This is a genomic window from Bradyrhizobium sp. NBAIM08 (genome assembly GCF_020193935.1).
In the GTDB taxonomy this organism is placed as follows: domain Bacteria; phylum Pseudomonadota; class Alphaproteobacteria; order Rhizobiales; family Xanthobacteraceae; genus Bradyrhizobium; species Bradyrhizobium yuanmingense.
Map to the genome: position 1 here is coordinate 768,207 of NZ_JADYVR010000002.1, position 16,655 is coordinate 784,861.

17 protein-coding genes are annotated in these 16,655 nt (G+C 64.9%); 8 read left to right on the forward strand and 9 right to left on the reverse strand.

The features are described 5' to 3' along the window. Nucleotides 1-9: 9 nt before the first annotated feature. On the forward strand, nucleotides 10-513 hold the full coding sequence (locus tag I6F37_RS09880; protein ID WP_036001373.1) for an MgtC/SapB family protein: 504 nt from the start codon (nucleotides 10-12) through the stop codon (nucleotides 511-513). Here the strand turns inward: I6F37_RS09880 and I6F37_RS09885 are convergent. The 3 genes from I6F37_RS09885 to I6F37_RS09895 form a co-directional block, all read right to left on the reverse strand. Beyond that, the gene (locus I6F37_RS09885) at nucleotides 510-3,062 is read right to left on the reverse strand and encodes a cation-translocating P-type ATPase (protein ID WP_225151055.1); all 2,553 of its coding nucleotides are present in this window, start codon (nucleotides 3,060-3,062) and stop codon (nucleotides 510-512) included. The genes I6F37_RS09880 and I6F37_RS09885 overlap by 4 nt on opposite strands. Further along, nucleotides 3,059-3,226: a hypothetical protein gene (locus I6F37_RS09890; protein WP_167361653.1), complete on the reverse strand. Its 168-nt coding sequence runs from the start codon at nucleotides 3,224-3,226 to the stop codon at nucleotides 3,059-3,061. The genes I6F37_RS09885 and I6F37_RS09890 overlap by 4 nt, the downstream gene beginning before the upstream one ends. Nucleotides 3,227-3,461: 235 nt before the next feature. Then, entirely contained in the window at nucleotides 3,462-3,605 is a 144-nt protein-coding gene (locus I6F37_RS09895) for a hypothetical protein (RefSeq protein WP_167361652.1), read from the reverse strand. Between the two features lie 262 nt (nucleotides 3,606-3,867). Here I6F37_RS09895 and I6F37_RS09900 point away from each other — a divergent pair, with 262 nt between their 5' ends. Beyond that, nucleotides 3,868-4,023, forward strand: coding sequence for a hypothetical protein (locus I6F37_RS09900; RefSeq protein WP_165637160.1), 156 nt, complete (start codon nucleotides 3,868-3,870; stop codon nucleotides 4,021-4,023). An 11-nt stretch (nucleotides 4,024-4,034) separates the two neighbouring features. Here the strand turns inward: I6F37_RS09900 and I6F37_RS09905 are convergent, their stop codons facing one another. After that, nucleotides 4,035-4,664: a ParB-like protein gene (locus I6F37_RS09905; protein ID WP_057028844.1), complete on the reverse strand. Its 630-nt coding sequence runs from the start codon at nucleotides 4,662-4,664 to the stop codon at nucleotides 4,035-4,037. A gap of 322 nt (nucleotides 4,665-4,986) precedes the next feature. Between I6F37_RS09905 and I6F37_RS09910 the strand changes: the two genes are divergently transcribed. From I6F37_RS09910 to I6F37_RS09935, 6 genes are all read left to right on the forward strand, one after another. Next, nucleotides 4,987-5,328, forward strand: coding sequence for a hypothetical protein (locus I6F37_RS09910; protein WP_036001385.1), 342 nt, complete (start codon nucleotides 4,987-4,989; stop codon nucleotides 5,326-5,328). 234 nt (nucleotides 5,329-5,562) lie between these two features. Further along, a complete protein-coding gene (locus I6F37_RS09915; protein ID WP_007592476.1) occupies nucleotides 5,563-5,850 on the forward strand; it encodes an acyl carrier protein in 288 nt (95 codons plus the stop codon). Between the two features lie 10 nt (nucleotides 5,851-5,860). Then, nucleotides 5,861-6,331 carry a 3-hydroxyacyl-ACP dehydratase FabZ family protein gene (locus tag I6F37_RS09920; protein ID WP_036001387.1) on the forward strand — a complete coding sequence of 157 codons (471 nt, stop codon included), beginning with the start codon at nucleotides 5,861-5,863 and terminating at the stop codon, nucleotides 6,329-6,331. Beyond that, nucleotides 6,328-7,533 (forward strand): beta-ketoacyl-ACP synthase, encoded by a 1,206-nt coding sequence (locus tag I6F37_RS09925; protein WP_036001390.1) that lies wholly within the window; start codon nucleotides 6,328-6,330, stop codon nucleotides 7,531-7,533. Before I6F37_RS09920 ends, I6F37_RS09925 begins: the two co-directional genes overlap by 4 nt. Before the next feature lie 21 nt (nucleotides 7,534-7,554). Then, nucleotides 7,555-8,832, forward strand: a complete 1,278-nt coding sequence (locus tag I6F37_RS09930; protein WP_036001392.1) for a beta-ketoacyl-ACP synthase — start codon at nucleotides 7,555-7,557, stop codon at nucleotides 8,830-8,832. 8 nt (nucleotides 8,833-8,840) lie between these two features. Beyond that, on the forward strand, nucleotides 8,841-9,773 hold the full coding sequence (locus I6F37_RS09935; RefSeq protein WP_036034424.1) for a lipid A biosynthesis lauroyl acyltransferase: 933 nt from the start codon (nucleotides 8,841-8,843) through the stop codon (nucleotides 9,771-9,773). A gap of 99 nt (nucleotides 9,774-9,872) precedes the next feature. On the opposite strand, the gene I6F37_RS09940 is transcribed toward I6F37_RS09935, so the two are convergent. From I6F37_RS09940 to I6F37_RS09960, 5 genes are all read right to left on the reverse strand, one after another. Then, on the reverse strand, nucleotides 9,873-10,985 hold the full coding sequence (locus I6F37_RS09940) for a polyamine ABC transporter substrate-binding protein (protein WP_036001433.1): 1,113 nt from the start codon (nucleotides 10,983-10,985) through the stop codon (nucleotides 9,873-9,875). A gap of 6 nt (nucleotides 10,986-10,991) precedes the next feature. Next, nucleotides 10,992-12,173: an aminotransferase gene (locus tag I6F37_RS09945; protein WP_042336240.1), complete on the reverse strand. Its 1,182-nt coding sequence runs from the start codon at nucleotides 12,171-12,173 to the stop codon at nucleotides 10,992-10,994. Nucleotides 12,174-12,180: 7 nt separating this feature from the next. After that, nucleotides 12,181-12,507: a rhodanese-like domain-containing protein gene (locus tag I6F37_RS09950; protein WP_036001486.1), complete on the reverse strand. Its 327-nt coding sequence runs from the start codon at nucleotides 12,505-12,507 to the stop codon at nucleotides 12,181-12,183. A 173-nt stretch (nucleotides 12,508-12,680) separates the two neighbouring features. After that, nucleotides 12,681-14,615: a potassium transporter Kup gene (locus tag I6F37_RS09955; protein ID WP_036001439.1), complete on the reverse strand. Its 1,935-nt coding sequence runs from the start codon at nucleotides 14,613-14,615 to the stop codon at nucleotides 12,681-12,683. A gap of 140 nt (nucleotides 14,616-14,755) precedes the next feature. Further along, nucleotides 14,756-16,654 carry a potassium transporter Kup gene (locus I6F37_RS09960; protein WP_036001442.1) on the reverse strand — a complete coding sequence of 633 codons (1,899 nt, stop codon included), beginning with the start codon at nucleotides 16,652-16,654 and terminating at the stop codon, nucleotides 14,756-14,758. Nucleotide 16,655: the final 1 nt, after the last annotated feature.

Genomic DNA, 16,655 nt, shown 5'->3' on the forward strand with positions numbered 1-16,655 from the left:
CGAGGCGCCATGACCGAGCTCGATTGGCCCGAAATCCTGCTGCGCCTCGGCACGGCCACGCTTGCCGGCGGCGCGATCGGCCTCAACCGCGACCTGCACGGCAAGCCGATCGGGCTGAAGACGCTCGGCATCGTCGGGCTCTCCACGGCGAGCGTGGTTCTGCTCGCATTGCAGCTCGCCGAACCGGCCAGGGTCGTCGACGCCGCCAGCCGTGTCATCCAGGGCATCCTCACCGGCATCGGCTTTCTCGGCGCCGGCGTCATCGTGCACCAAAGCACCGGGTTTCGCGTTCGAGGCCTCACCAGCGCCGCCTGCACTTTCCTTGCCGCCTGCCTCGGCATCGTCTGCGGCGCTGGACAATGGAAGATCGTCGTCGTCGCCCTGGCGCTGGCCTTCGTGCTGCTGACGATTGGCCGCCGCCTCGAGCGCCGGCTGCATCGTATGCTTGGCGGCAAGGAAGATCCTCAGCGGACGGAGACCTCGCCGAGCTCGGGTCAGCGGGAGAGCGATTAGAATCGCAACCGTCGGCCCCAAAACGGCTTCAGCAGTTCGAGCGCCGTGAGCACCAGCACTCCCGCGCCGAGCGTGATCATCAAATCGTCAAGATGCAGGGGACCGAAGCGAAACAGGCCTGAGGCCGGCGGCCAGAACAAGGCTGTGGCGAGAACGAGCGCAATCAAGAGGAAGATCCAGAGCAATGCCGCGTTCGGACGGAAGAAGGCAGACAAGAAGGATGCGCTGAAGGATCGATTGACCAGCACCAGCGCGAGGACGCAGACGACGAGCGCGATGAATGCGAGGGTGCGAGCCTCCTCGGGCGGAAGGCCGGAACGAAGCGCTGCGACGAAGATCACGGCGATCAAGGCGAAGGCCATCGTGCCTTGCAGAACGCTCCAGGCGATCAGGGGCCACGAGAACAGCTCCGCATCGGCACGCCGCGGCGGACGCTTCATGACGTCGCGCTCCTCCCGCTCGGCCTCGAACACCAGCGAGCAGACGGGATCGATGATCAGCTCCAGAAAGGCGATGTGCACCGGGCCGAGCACCAGCGGCAGCCCGAACACCAGGGGAAGCAGCGCAAGACCCGCGATCGGCACGTGGACGGCAAAGATAAAGGCCATGGCCTTGCGCAGATTGTCGTAGATCCGGCGACCGAGGCGGATGGATGCGACGATGGAGCTGAAGTCGTCGTCGAGCAGGACGATCGAGGACGCCTCGCGAGCGACGTCGGTGCCGCGGCCACCCATCGCGATTCCGATATGGGCGGCCTTCAGCGACGGCGCGTCGTTGACGCCGTCGCCCGTCATCGCGACGATCTCGCCGCTGCGCTTCAGCGCCTGCACGATCCGCAGCTTCTGCTCCGGCAGAACCCGCGCGAAGACGTTCACCTTCCTGACGAGTGCCTCGAGCTCGCGGTCGTCAGCGAGCTTGACCTGCTCCCCGGTCGCGACCTCATCGACGTCGAGCCCGGCTTGCGCGGCGATCGCCATGGCGGTCGCCGGATAGTCGCCCGTGATCATGATGACGCGGATGCCGGCCGAACGGCATTCGCGAACCGCCTCCGGAACATGAGGCCGCAACGGATCGGCAAGCCCGACCAGGCCGACGAAGCGAAATACAAAAGCCTCCTGGGATGCCGGCAGGGAAGCCTCATCGCAAACGGCGACCGCCATCCCCAGCACCCGGAGCCCGTCCTTCGCCATTGCCCCGATGGCAGCTTGCACGGCCTCCCGATCGGCCTCGTTCAGCCTGCACAGGCGCGCAATCGCTTCCGGCGCGCCCTTGGCGCATGCGACGAGGTCCGCCCCTCCGGCTGTCCGCCAAACCTGGGTCATGGCCAGCAGCTCGGGGCGTAGACCATAGGTGCGCACCAGCGTCCGCTCGCCATCCATCGCGTCGCCGTCCCGCAGGACACCACGCGCGAACGAATGCAGCGCCTTCTCCATCGGATCGAACGGCTCCGGAGAGCTTGCCAGTGCCCCGCAGCGCGCCAGCTCTGCGAATTCGCGCCCGACCTGATCCGGTCCGGACGCCTCCGCGCGCAGGCGCGCGCCGTCCAGCAGGCGCAGCTCGGCGACCGACATCTGATTCTGCGTCAGCGTTCCGGTCTTGTCGGTGCACAGGACTGTTGCTGAGCCGAGGACCTCGATGGCGGCGGCGCGCCGCGTCAGGACGCGGGCCTGCGAAATCCGCCACGCACCCATGGCCATGAACACCGTGAGCACGACACCGAATTCTTCCGGAAGCATCGACATACCGATGGCGACGCCTGCCAGCAGCGCCTGCAGCCAGTCGCCGCGCGAGACGCCGTAGAGCACAATCGCGGCCAGGCTGATCACGGCGCCACCGAGGAAGCAGAGCCGCACCAGCCTTGCGGTCTGTTGCTGAAGCCGCGGCGGCTCGGCCTGCAAGCCGCGAAGCGACAGCCCGATCTTCCCGATCTCGCTGCGCGGCCCGGTGGCCTCGACCAGCGCCAACCCCTCGCCGCGCACGACGAGCGAGCCGGAATACACGAATGGCTGATCCTCGCCGCCGGGCCGGTGAGCGGCTACTTTGATGTTGTCGGCCGTCTTCTTGCGGACGGGCACCGACTCGCCGGTCAGCAGGGACTCGTCGATCTGCAGGTCCCGCGCTTCGACGAGCGCGGCGTCGGCGGGAACGCGATCGCCTTCACCGAGGACGAGAAGGTCGCCCTGCACGACCTCGCGGCCGGCAATTCGCCGGCGCGCACCGTCACGCACCACCAGCGCCCGCGGGCTGGTCAGGTCGCGCAAGGCTTCCAGCACGCGCTCGGTCCGGGTTTCCTGCACCACCGTGATCACGATGGACATCGCCCCGAACGCCAGCAGGATCACCGCCTCCTTGAGATCGCCGAGCACGAGGTAGATCAGCCCGCCGCAGAGCAGCAGCAGGAGCATCGGCTCGCGCAGCACTTCCACCACGATGCGCAGCGGACTGCGTCGTTCCGGCCGAGGCAGTTCGTTGGGGCCGTCTGCCGCGAGCCTCGCCCGCGCCTCGGTCTCACTCAGACCGGCCGCACCTCCGCGTTGCACCTCGCTCACGGTTTCCGCCGCAGGCTCCAGAAGCTGCCGGCACCGACGATTGCGGTGGCGAGCAGGACGGCGACGAAAGTCTGGATGATGGTGAAGTTCAGCGCGTCACGCGCAACGAACAGCGCCGTGATCGCGCCGGCGAGGACAAAGAGGATGCGAAAGATGACGCTCATGGTCGTGCCTCCAAGATCTGCATGACAAGATCTGCATGACTTGGAGCCCGGGGGCCCTCCCATCGGGGCACAACGCTGTCTCTGCAACCATGCAGGCAGACCTTAGCCGCTCAGGGCGAGGCAAGTTTGCGACAAGTCAAACCTGACCCGGCCATCATCGGTCGGCGACTGCGACGTGATGTCCGCCCAGCAGCGAACAGCCGCTGCATCGCTCACGGCTGCGAGGCGTATGCGGCTAGCGCTTCGCCATCAACTCGAGCGCCGGAGCAAAGCGCTCCGCGAACGTCAACGTCTTGGCGTGGTGGACTGCGGCGAAGGATGCAGAGATTCCCGCCGAAGCGACCGCGAGCAAGCCAACTACGAAAGCCAGACGGCGCATGTTCGCCTCCTGTGTGAGCTCGACTACCCCATAGAGATGGGACGGCTCTGTTTCAGGACGGTTTCGTGGGCGCGGAAATTGATTTCGCTCAAGCGGCTGTGATGAGATCCGGCTTATCTGGGCGCAATCCGTAACCAACTAACAAGGGTAGACGTGTTTTGCAGCGCCGGCCGTATTGGGAATTTGATACCCGCGAGCGCTATCCTAGGCACTGCGGTGACGAGCAACATTCGTGAAATGGGAGTCATCGAGGACTACGCAAATGAAGATCGTGATCCAGAAGCTCAATGGCCTGTGGCACCTCATCGTCGGATCGAGCCAGATCCGAACGCCGTTCCTGGATACCCAGGACCGCGCGCTGGTGGTAACTTACGCCCGCCGCGCCTATCCCGGCGCCAGGATCTTCCAGCGCGACTGACGTGAATACCCTCAGTCGTCGTCCGCCGGGCCGCACCAGCCGGGCAGATAGATCGCATTCTTGCTTCTGGCCGCGGCCATCGCCTTCTCGAGCGCATTATCGAAATCGGCCTCCACCGCCTTGCGCGAGACCTGCCGGCGCAGGAAGTCGGCCCACAGGAATTCGGAGAACGGTGTGGTGTCCTTGGCGAAGCCGCCCATGCGGCGCAATTCGCCGGCAAGACTGCGGAACGGATCGTCCTTGAGGTCGGCCACCGATTTCGGCAGGTCGCGGAACGAGCGCCGCTCACCCTTGGCGTCGTAAGGATAGACCCAGCGCTTGTTGTCCATGACGCCCCAGAACGCCTCGCGCTCCACCATCCTGAGATCGCCGACGACGGTCACCAGCACTTCCTTGACGCCTTCATCGTGCAGTGCGCGGCCGAGGTGATGATGATCGATCACGTAGTAGCGCGCGTCAGGACCGTAAACGACGGGGATCATGTGCTTGCCGAGCAGATCCGCCTGCTTCTTCTTGCCGTGCTCGCGCCAGCGCCTGCGCTTCTCCTTGACCTCGCGCATGCCGACCGTCATCTGCGTCGGCCGGAGCGACAGGATCGGAACCGGATGCACTCTCGGCTCGCGCGCGTTGGTCGTGGTCATGATCGAGGCCCCTGGCAGCAACGAACGGTTCGGGTTCCCGCGACTATGCCACGGGTCCCGCGGTGGCAAAATCCGTTCGGAAGACGCGCAGATCACAAGTCGATGCCGACCGGTAAAAAGACGTCCTCAATGGCTGTCGCTATGCCCGCGTTGCAGCGCAACGCTCGCGACGGACACGATGGCCCGTTGCTGGATCGCGGCACACCGGTCCATGCGCAAAATAGTACGAACGCACAAATGCATCCTGGCATTGCAAAGATTTACTGCAACGCGTGCCTCACCTATGCTATCTAGATCGCTGCTTCGGAGTGATCCCCGCCCCATGAACAATCAGCGGCCCATAAGCTCTGATGAGGAGCACCGGGTGCTCCAGTTCAGGCCGCGCACCCCGCCTTCTCCAAGGGTCCAGCGCGGCAATGGCTCCGTGCAACCGCTCCGCGGCACGCCCGAACGGCTGGACCTGTCACGCTACGAGCAGCCGCGTGCCGAGCCCGACAATTACCGGCAGCGCATGCTTGCCAACATCGCAGCGCTCGCCTTCACCATCGCGCTGACGGCGATCGGGATCTGGCTCGCGGTCAGCATCGCCGACCTGCGCCGGACCCAGGATTGCGTGCTGATGGGCCGCCGCGACTGCGTCAAGATCACAACGCCGCATATTTAGGGACCGGCCCGGCACGGACCTCGCGGCGGACGGACCCAGCCGGCATCCCCAGCCACGTCCGATGCTGTCCCCGGAGGCCTGCCCGGCTCCATTGAACTCAAGGCGGCGCTCCGATATACGGGCTTTCGACCCGGCCAGAGGGGGGTTTGAGGGCGTCATCAGGGGCGAGATGCCCAGCCACCGTGCCACTCTGGACAATCTGACAAATACCTACAATATATCAAAGGCTTAGTGATGTCATCCACATTCGATCAGGTCGCCACGATCATCGCTGAAACCTGCGACATCCCGCGCGACACGATCACGCCGGATAGCCATGCCATCGATGATCTCGGTATCGACAGCCTCGATTTTCTCGACATCGCCTTCGCGATCGACAAGCAGTTCGGCATCAAGCTGCCGCTGGAGAAGTGGACTCAGGAGGTCAACGACGGCAAGGCGACCACCGAGCAATATTTCGTGCTGAAGAACCTGTGCGCCCGCATCGACGAACTGGTTGCGGCCAAGGGCGCGAGCGCCTAAGGGCGCAGTCATGCAACTCGAATACTTCCACATGATCGATCGCATCGTCGACCTCAAGGTCGACGAGAAGACGATCGTCGTCGAAGCGCAGGTCCCGCAGGAAAGCACCATCTTCGAGGGGCACTTCCCGGGTTATCCCTTGATGCCCGGCGTGCTCCTGATCGAATCGATGGCGCAGGCCTCGGGCTGGCTTCAACTCGGCGTGTTCCGATTCGAACGCATGCCGATCCTGGCCGCCGTGAAGGAGGCCAAGGTCCGCGGCTCGGTCTTCCCCGGCGACCTCATGAGCATCGAGGCGAGCCTCACCCATGAAGGCTCCGGCTATGCCATGACCGAGGCCAAGATCCGGGTCGGCGGCAAGCTGCGCGCCAATTCGGCGCTGACCTTCACGCTGATTCCCTTCCCCAATGCGGATATGCGCGGATACATGGCGAAGGTCGCCGAGCGCGTCGGCTTTCCGCAACAGGCCGTATCGTCATGACTGACACTCCCGCTTTGAAGCCGGGCCAGACCGAGGTCTGGATCACCGGCATTGGGCTCGCCACCTCGCTCGGCGAGGGCCTCGACGCCAATTGGGCCGCGCTTTCCGAGAAGCGCATCAATGTCGACGAGAAGGGCTTTGCGCCCTACATCGTGCATCCCTTGATGCCGGTATCCTTCGACAGCCAGATCCCGAAGAAGGGCGACCAGCGCCAGATGGAAGCCTGGCAGCGCATCGGCACCTATGCCGCCGGTCTTGCGCTCGATTCCGCCGGCATCAAAGGCAACAAGGACATCCTGTCGAAGATCGACATGGTGGTCGCCGCGGGCGGCGGCGAGCGCGACATCAACGTCGACAGCGGCATTCTCACCGCCGAGGCCAAGGGCGCCAACGCGCCGGGCTTCCTCAACGAACGGCTGATGAGCGATCTCCGGCCGACGCTGTTCCTGGCCCAGCTCTCCAACCTGCTTGCCGGCAACATCGCCATCGTGCACGGTCTCGGCGGCACCTCGCGCACCTTCATGGGCGAAGAGGTCGCCGGCGCCGATGCCGCCCGCATCGCGCTCGCGCGCATCGCCTCGGGCGAGAGCGACATCGCGCTGGTCGGCGGATCGCACAACGGCGAGCGCAAGGACTTGCTCGTCCTCTACGAATTCGGCGATTTCAACCTGAAGGACAAGTTCGCGCCCGTGTGGGCGCGCAAGGACCATCCCGGCTTCGCGCTCGGCTCGGCCGGCGCCTTCCTGGTGCTGGAGTCGAAGGCGCATGCGGAAGCGCGCGGCGCCAAGCCGTTCGCCAAGCTGTCGAGCGTCGTCGCCGACCTCGCCAAGCGCAAGCAGCCTGGCGACATGACCGCGACGCTCGAGAAGCTGTGGGCCAAGCTGCCCAGGCGCGAGGGCAAGGGCGCGATCATCACCGGCGCGACCGGGGCGGAGCCTGCGACCTCGGACGAGCGTGACTTCCTGAAGAACCATGCCGACTTTCCGGTGCGCTCGACCGGCACGGTGTTCGGCCACGCCATGGAAACGCAATTCCCGCTCGGCATTGCCCTCGCCGCATTGTCGATCTCGCGCGGCGCGCTGTTCCCGCCGAATGATTCCACGGGGACCGAGATTGAAATGCAGGGCGCGCCCACCCAGATCGTGGTGGTGGGAGCCGGACACTGGCGCGGCGAAGGCATGGCGCTGGTCGAGGCGGTTTAATCAGCTCAAGCGGGGATCGACATGACTGCACCACGCGACAAACTCGGGCGTCCCGTCGTCGTCGTCACCGGCATGGGCATCATGACCTCGCTCGGCGCCGGCAAATCCGACAATTGGGCAAAGCTCGTCGCCGGCGAATCCGGTATCCGCACCATCACGCGTTTTCCGATCGACGGCCTCAAGACCACGATGGCCGGCACGGTCGATTTCGTCAGCGCCGATCCGTTCTCTTCCACCGCTCTGTCCGAGCGGATGGCCGAGCTGGTGACGCAGGAAGCGCTGGAGCAGGCCGGCATCGGCGCCAAGGCCGATTTCCCGGGTCCGCTTTTCCTCGCGGTGGCGCCGGTCGAGGTTGAATGGCCGCAGCGTCGCGAGCTCGGTCGCGCCGTCGGCCAGCAAGACATCACCTATGACGATCTGCTCCGCATCTCCGGCGGCGGCAAGTTTAGCGCCTATCATCATCGCTTCATGTTCGGCTCGGTTGCCGCCTATCTTGCCGAGACCTTCGGCACCAAGGGCTCGCCGATCTCGCTGTCGACGGCGTGCGCGTCCGGAGCCACCTCGATCCAGCTCGGCGTCGAGGCGATCCGCCGCGGCGAGACGGACGCAGCGCTCTGCGTCGCGACCGACGGCACCGTGAACCCGGAAGCGCTGGTGCGCTTCTCGCTGCTCTCGGCGCTGTCGACCCAGAACGATCCGCCGCAGGCGGCCTCCCGTCCCTTCTCCAAGAACCGCGACGGTTTTGTCATGGCGGAAGGCGCCGGCGCGCTGGTGTTGGAGAGCTATGAAGCCGCCACCGCGCGCGGCGCAAAAATTCTCGGCGTGATCGCCGGCTGCGGCGAGCTCACCGATTCCTTCCACCGCACCCGCTCCTCGCCCGACGGCAAGCCGATCATCGGCTGCATGAACAAGACGCTGGCCGATGCCGGCATGACGCCGGATCAGATCGACCACATCAACGCGCACGGCACCGCGACGCCCGAGAACGACAAGATGGAGTTCAACACGACGTCGGCCGTTTTCGGCGAGCTCGCGCAGAAGATTCCGGTCACCTCCAACAAGTCGATGGTCGGCCACACCATCTCTGCCGCCGGCGCAGTCGAGGCGATCTTCTCGCTGCTCACGCTCGAGCATCAGCGCATTCCGCCGACCATCAACTACGACAATCCGGATCCCACGATCCTGTTCGACGTCGTCGGCAACAAGGCGCGCGATGCGCGCGTGACCGCGGTGATGTCGAACTCATTTGGCTTCGGCGGCCAGAACGCTTCGCTGATCCTGACCCGCGAACCGGCCTGACCGGACGCATGGCGCTCCTTCCTGCGAGCACGAAGGCCCGCGCGCGGGAGGCTGCCAAATCGCTCGGCGGCAGCCTGATCGGCGCCGCGACCGTCGCGATGCTGCGCACCACGCGCTATTTCGATCCGGCCAAGACCTCGGACTTCTTCGCGCGTGCCGTCAAGCTGATCGGGCCGCGCCTGCGCGAGCACCGCATCGGCCGCGCCAACCTCACCGCCGCCTTCCCCGAGAAGTCGCCGGAGGAGATCGAACGGATCCTGATGGGCGTCTGGGACAATCTCGGCCGCGTCGGCGCCGAGTTCGCCCATATCGACCAGGTCTGGGACTACGCCCGCGATGTCCCCGAGAAGAGTCGCATCGAGATTTCCCCGCGCAGCATCGAGCTGTTCGACCAGATCCGCGACGACGGCAAGCCGGCGCTGATCTTCGCCGCACATCTTGCGAACTGGGAATTGCCGGCGCTCGCCGCGGTCGCGCATGGCCTGGACACCGCGATTCTCTATCGCCGCCCGAACATCGCCTCGGCCGATCGCATCATCCAGGAGATGCGCCAGGTCAACATGGGCACGCTGATCCCGGCCGGCCGCGACGCGCCGCTGCGGCTCGCGCAGGCGCTGAAGGACGGCAAGCACGTCGCCATGCTGATCGACCAGTATCTGACAGCCGGCGTCGAGGTCACGTTCTTCGGCCGCAAGACCCGCGCCAATCCGATGCTGGCGCGCCTCTTGCGCCAGGTCGAATGCCCAATCCACGGCGTGCGCATCATCCGCCTGCCCGACGGCCGCTTCCGCGGCGAGCTGACCGAGGAGATCCCGCCGGTGCGCGATGCCGACGGCAGGATCGACATCCAGGGCACGACACAGGCGATCACGAGCGTCGTGGAAAGCTGGGTCCGCGAGCATCCCGAGCAATGGCTGTGGCTGCATAGAAGGTGGCGGTAAATACTCCGTCATTGCGAGCGCAGCGAAGCAATCCAGAATCGTTCCACCGAAGCAGTCTGGATTGCTTCGTCGCTTCGCTCCTCGCAATGACAGGCGCTACTACCGCCCCGTCTTCACCTTGGTCCAGAGCCGGTTGATGATCCGCTGCGTCGCCGGCTCGCGCGCCGTGATCACGAACAGTTTTGCGAGCGTCGCTTCGTCCGGATAGATGTTCTTGTCGTTCAGGATTTTTGGATCCACCAGCTTCTGGCTGGCGAGGTTGCCGCTGGCGTAGGACAGGAAGTCCGAGTTCTTGGCGGCAACGTCCGGGCGATAGAGATAGTTGATCAGCTCGTAGGCTTCCCTAACATTCTTGGCATCCGCGGGGATCGCGAGATTGTCGAAGAACATCTGCGCGCCCTCCTTCGGAATGGTGTAGCCGATCTCGACGCCGCTTTTGGCTTCCGCGGCGCGGGCGCGGGCCTGCATGATGTCACCGGACCAGCCGACCACGAAGCAGATCTCGCCGGTGGCGAGCGCGCTTAGATATTCGGACGAGTGAAACTTGCGTACGGAGGGGCGGACTTTCGCCACGGCATCGGCGGCCTTTTCCAGGTCAGCCTGCTTGGTCGAGTTCGGATCAAGCCCGAGCCAGCTCAGCGCCGCCGGGAAGATGTCGTCGGCGGAGTCGAGCATGTGGACGCCGCAGTCCTTGAACTTGGCGAGGTTCTCCGGCTTGAAGACGATGTCCCAGCTGTCGATCTTCGCATCAACCCCAAGGATCTGCTTCACCTTGGCGACGTTGTAGCCGATGCCCGTCGTGCCCCACATGTAGTTGGCGGCGTAGACATTGCCGGGGTCGTAGGTGGCGAGGCGCTGCGTCACCACCGGCCAGGCATTGGCGAGGTTCGGGAGCTTCGACTTGTCGAGCTTCTGGAAGATGTTGGCCTTGATCTGGCGCTGCAGGAAATAAGCGGTAGGCACCACGACGTCATAACCGGACTTGCCGGCCATCAGGCGCGTCTCCAGCGTCTCGTTGGCGTCGAAGGTATCGTAGACGACCTTGATGCCGGTCTCCTTGGTGAAGGCCTCAAGGACGTCAGGCGCCATGTAGTTGGACCAGTTGTAGAAATTGACGACCCGCTCCTCGGCACCTGCGGGAGCGGAGAGCAACGTCAGCGCGGCGGCGATCGCGAAACCAAGGCCAAAGCCGGAGCGGCCGACGTTCGTCATCTCTGTCTACCTCTTGCGTCCACGCACCGCGTCCGACAGCCGCTCCAGTGCGGTGTCGAGCGTCTCGTCCTTCTTGGCAAAGCAGAAGCGCACCACTGATGTGACCGGGTCCTGCTCGTAGAACGCCGAGACCGGGATCGCGGCGACCTTGTAGTCTTTCACGATGCGCCAGCAGAACTCAGTGTCACTCTCGTTGAGCCCGAGCGGCGACAGGTCGACGGTGAGGAAGTAGGTGCCTTGCGACTTCAGCACGGGGAAGCCGAGGCTCTCCAGTCCCTTGGTCAGCCGGTCCCTGCTCCGCGTCAGGTCCTTGCGCATCGACAGGAAGTAGTCGTCGGACTTGCCGAGCCCATAGGCGACCGCGGCCTGCAGGTTCGGCGCGGTGGTGAAGGTCAGGAACTGGTGCACCTTGGCCGCGACGCGGAGCAGCGGTGGCGCCGCGCAGACGAAGCCGATCTTCCAGCCCGTCAGCGAGAAGATCTTGCCGGCCGAGCCGACCTTGATGGTGCGCTCGCGCATGCCGGGAATGGTGATCAGCGGGATATGCTTGTGCTCGTCGAAGGTGACGTGCTCCCAGACCTCGTCGCAGATCGCGATGACGTCGAACTCCTGGCAGTAGCGCGCCAAGAGCTCGAGGTCCTCGCGCGGATAGACCACCGCGCTGGGATTTAAGGGGTTGTTGAAGAGCACCGCCTTGGTCTTTGAATTGAACACGCTTTTCAGCATGTCCTCATTCAGCCGCCAGTGCGGCGGCTCGAGCCGGACCAAGCGCGGAATGCCGCCGGCCTGGCGGATGATCGGCAGATAGGAATCGTACACCGGCTGGAAGCAGACCACTTCGTCGCCGGGCTGGACCACCGCGAGGATCGCCGAGGTCAGCGCCTCGGTCCCGCCGGAGGTCACCATCACTTCGCTCATCGGATCGAGCTTGAGGCCGTGCCAATGGCCGTAATGGGTCGCAATCGCCTGGCGCAGCTCCGGCAGGCCCATCATCGAGGGGTACTGATTGTAGCCGTTCAGCGAAGCCTCGGCCGCGGCGCGGCGGATGTCTTCGGGGCCGGGATCATCCGGAAAACCCTGGCCGAGATTGATCGCATTGTTGTCGCGCGCGGCCTGCGACATCGCCTCGAAGATGGTGACGGGAAGGTCGGCGAAGACCTTGTTCAGCGAAGAGCTCTTGGTCGTCATTGCGCGGTTAGCCACCGACCTTGCTGGGAAGCCCAGCCGCCTTCCAGCCCAGCATGCCGCCGGCCAGATGCTTGTCGTAAGGCAGGCCCGCCGCCTGCGCCGCCAGCGAGGCGGTCACCGAACGCTTGCCCGAGCGGCAGGCGAACACGACCTGCTTTCCTTGCGGATCGGGGATCGCCTTGGGATCGAAGGTCGAGAGCGGAACCACGACGCCGTAAGGGTAAGCCTCGGCCTCGACCTCGTTCGGCTCACGGACGTCGACGAGCAGATAACGCCCTTCCGCGACACCCTTGGCGACCTCGTCCGGGGTCAGATCCTGCACTTGATTTGCCACATCATCCTCCAACGTCGCGGGCCGCATGCCGGGGTGATCCCGGCCGGCGGCAACCTCGCCTCTCGGGAGACGAAAATCAAGCGCCACAAAGGCTTGAGCCGCGCGGCGCAAGTTAAAGCTAAATCGCAGCGACTTGAAGTCCGCTTTGAATCCCAGGCCCTGAGGTCGCTGCCCTAGATCGTCACCTGCGTACCGACCTCGACCACACGGCCGGACGGGATCTGGAAATAGTCGGTGGCGTCGTTGGCGGAGCGGCTGAGCGAGATGAACAGCCGGTCCTGCCAGCGCGGCATGCCGGAATGGGCGGCGGGCTTGAGCGCCCTGCGCGACAGGAAGAACGAGGTCGACATGATGTCGAACTGCCAGCCCAGCTTGCGGGCGATCGCGAGCGCCTTCGGCACGTTGGGCGATTCCATGAAGCCGAACTTCAGCGTCACCTTGGAGAAGGTCGGTGAAATCTGCTCCAGCTTCACCCGTTCGGCCGGATCGATCCGCGGGGTCTGCGCGGTCTCGATGGTGAGAATGACGTTCTTCTCGTGCAGCACCTTGTAGTGTTTCAGACTATGCATCAGCGCGGTCGGCGCGCTGAGCGGGTCCGAGGTCAGGAACACCGCAGTGCCGGGCACCCGCTGCGGCGGCCGCTTCTCCAGCATCGCCACGAGATCGGCGAGCGGGAACTCGAGCTTGCGCGATTTCTCGAACAACAGCCGGCTGCCGCGCCGCCATGTGTACATTAAGATGATCATGACCGCACCGAGCGCCATCGGCACCCAGCCGCCCTCTAACACCTTCAACAGGTTCGCGCTCAGGAAGGTCAGATCGAGGAACAGGAACGGCGCAATCAGCGCGCCGGCGGCAAGCGCTGACCAGCGCCAGCCCTTCCAGACCACGACGAAGCCCATCATCGCCGTGACCACCATGGTACCGGTGACGGAGATGCCATAGGCGGATGCAAGCGCGCTCGACGAGCGGAACAGCAGCACCAGCAGCACCACCGCGACCAGCAGCAGCTGGTTGATGCGCGGAATGAAGATCTGGCCGGAATGGGCTTCCGACGTATGGCGAATTTCAAAGCGCGGCAGCAGCCCGAGCTGGATCGCCTGGCGCGTCAGGGAATAGGCGCCGGTGATGACGGCCTGGCTCGCGATGACGGTCGCCATGGTGGCGAGCACGACCATGCAGCCTCGGACGAAGCCTTGCGGGAACAGCTGAAAGAACGGGCTCACGATCGCGCCGGGGTCGCCGAGCACCAGCGCGCCCTGCCCCAGATAGTTCAGCGCCAGCGAGGGCAGCACGATGGTAAGCCAAGCGGTCTGGATCGGCCGCTTGCCGAAATGGCCGAGATCGGCATAGAGCGCCTCGGCGCCGGTCACCGCCAGGAACACCGCGCCCAGCGTCACGAAGCCGACGATGCCATGGTGCAGCATGAAGCTCACGGCGTAGAGCGGGTTGAGCGCAAGCAGCACCTGCGGCTGCTGGGCGATCTGAGGGATCGCCGCCACCGCCAGAACCGTGAACCAGACGCACATGATCGGGCCGAAGAAGGCGGCAACGCGCGCCGTGCCGCGGGACTGCACGGCGAACAGGCCGACCAGGATCACAACCGTCAGCGGAACGATGTAGGGCTCGAACCTTAGCGTGACGTCCTTCATGCCCTCGATCGCCGACAGCACGGAGAGCGCCGGCGTGATCACGGCATCGCCGTAGAACAAAGCTCCGGAAATGATGCCGAGCAGGACGATGGTGGCCCCGCCGCGGCCGGTGCCAACCGCCCGCTGGGCCAGCGCCATCAGTGCAAGCGTGCCGCCCTCGCCGTTGTTGTCGGCGCGGAGCAGGATCACGACGTATTTGAGCGTCACCACCACGATGAGCGCCCACAGGATCAGGGAGAGCACGCCGAGGACCGCTGCCGGCGTCGGCAACCCGTCCGCGCCCGAGGCCGCCATCACCGCCTCGCGGAACGCGTAGAGCGGGCTGGTGCCGATGTCGCCGTAAACGACGCCGATGCTGCCGAGCGTCAGCGCGCCGAAACCGGCGGTGGTATGGGCATCGCCATGCCCATTGGCCGCCACCGTTTCCGGGGCGGGAACTGCTACGTCGCTTGTCATGGGAGAGCCCGATGGCCTCTAAAATGCTTCACTGCACAACGGCGGAAGAGCGCGCGGCTTATAGTCCTGCGCCACCGGCATGGCCTAGCCCGATTCTGGGCCGTAGCCATGCAAATATGCATGGCTACGCCAGTTGCATTCTAGATGGTGACCTGGGTTCCGACTTCAACCACGCGGCCGGTGGGGATCTGGAAGTAGTCGGTGGCATCGTTGGCCGACCGGCTCAGCGCGATGAACACATGATCCTGCCAGAGCGGCATGCCCGACTGTGCCGAGGCCTTCAGTGACCTGCGCGACACGAAGAACGACGTCGACATGATGTCGAACTGCCAACCCTGCTTGCGCGCGATGGCGAGCGCCTTCGGCACGTTCGGCTGCTCCATGAAACCGAAGCGCAAGCGGACCTTGGAGAACTTTTCGCTGATCTTCTCCATCCTGAACCGCTCCGACAGATCGACCCGAGGCGTCTGCGCGGTCTCGATGGTCAGAATCACGTTGTGCTCATGCAGCACCTTGTTGTGCTTGAGATTGTGCAGGAGCGCGGTCGGCACGAACGCCGGATCGCTGGTCAGGAACACCGCGGTGCCCTTGACGATGTGCGGTGGCCGCTTCTCCAAACTGCGGATCAGATCGTCCAATGGCACCTCGATCCGGCGGGTCTTCTGGATCAGGATTGCGGAGCCCTTGCGCCAGGTCCAGATCGTCCCGGCCATGACGATGCCGAACAGCAGCGGCACCCAGGCACCTTCGAGCAGCTTGAGCAGGTTGGCGCTGAGGAAGCTCAAATCGACGATGACGAAGGGGACGATCACGGCTGCGGCCGTCGCGGCGCGCCAGTTCCACAACTTCCAGATCACGACGAAGCCCATGATGCCGTCGGCGACCATAGTGGTGGAGACGGCAATACCGTAGGCGGAAGCCAGATTGCTGGGGGTGTGGAACAGCAGCACCAGCAGCATCACGCCGATCAGCAGCAGGCGGTTGACGCGCGGCAGATAGATCTGGCCGGCATGGGATTCGGAGGTGTAACGCACCTCAAAACGCGGCAGGAGCCCGAGTTGCACGGCCTGGTGGACCAGCGAATAGGCGCCGGTGATCACCGCCTGGCTCGCGATCACGGTTGCGGCCGTCGCGAGTCCGACCAGCGGCAGGACCAGGCTCTCGGGCACCATGCGATAAAACGAATGCTCGATCGCGCTGGGATCGGACAGCACCAGCGCACCCTGCCCGAAATAGTTGACTAGAAGCGCCGGCAGCACGAAAAACATCCAGGCCGACTGGATCGGCTTGCGGCCGAAATGGCCGAGATCGGCATAAAGCGCCTCTCCGCCCGTCACCGCCAGGAACACCGCGCCGAGCGTCACGAGGCCGATCACACCGTGCGACAGCACGAACTGCACCGCATAGTACGGATTGATCGCCGCCAGCACCGTGGGATCGTCGGCGATGTGGACAGCCCCCATCACGGCGATGACAGTGAACCAGACCACCATCACCGGCCCGAAGGCCGAGGCGACCAATGCGGTTCCCTTGCTCTGCACGGCGAACAGCAGCACCAGAATGAGCACGGTGAGCGGCACGACATAGTGCTCGAGCGCGGGGGTCGCGAGCTTGAGGCCCTGCACCGCCGATAGCACCGAGATCGCCGGCGTGATCATGGAATCGCCGATGAACATCGAAGCGCCGATCACGCCGAGCGCGAGCAGGACCCAGCTTCGCCGCCCGAGCGCGCGCTGGCCGAGCGCCATCAGCGAGAGCGTGCCGCCCTCCCCGTTATTGTCGGCGCGCAGCAGCAAGAGGACATATTTGGCGGTGACGACGATCAGGAGCGCCCACAGGATCAGCGAGAGCACGCCGAGCACGATGACGCGCGAGACGGGCTCGCCATGGGCGGCGGCCTTGACCGCCTCGTGGAATGCATAGAGCGGCGAAGTGCCGATATCGCCAAAGACGACGCCGACACTCCCGAGCGTAAGGGCCCAAAAACTTGCGGTGGGCCGCCCGTCCTGGGTCTCGGCCTGTGTGATGCTCGCCGTCATG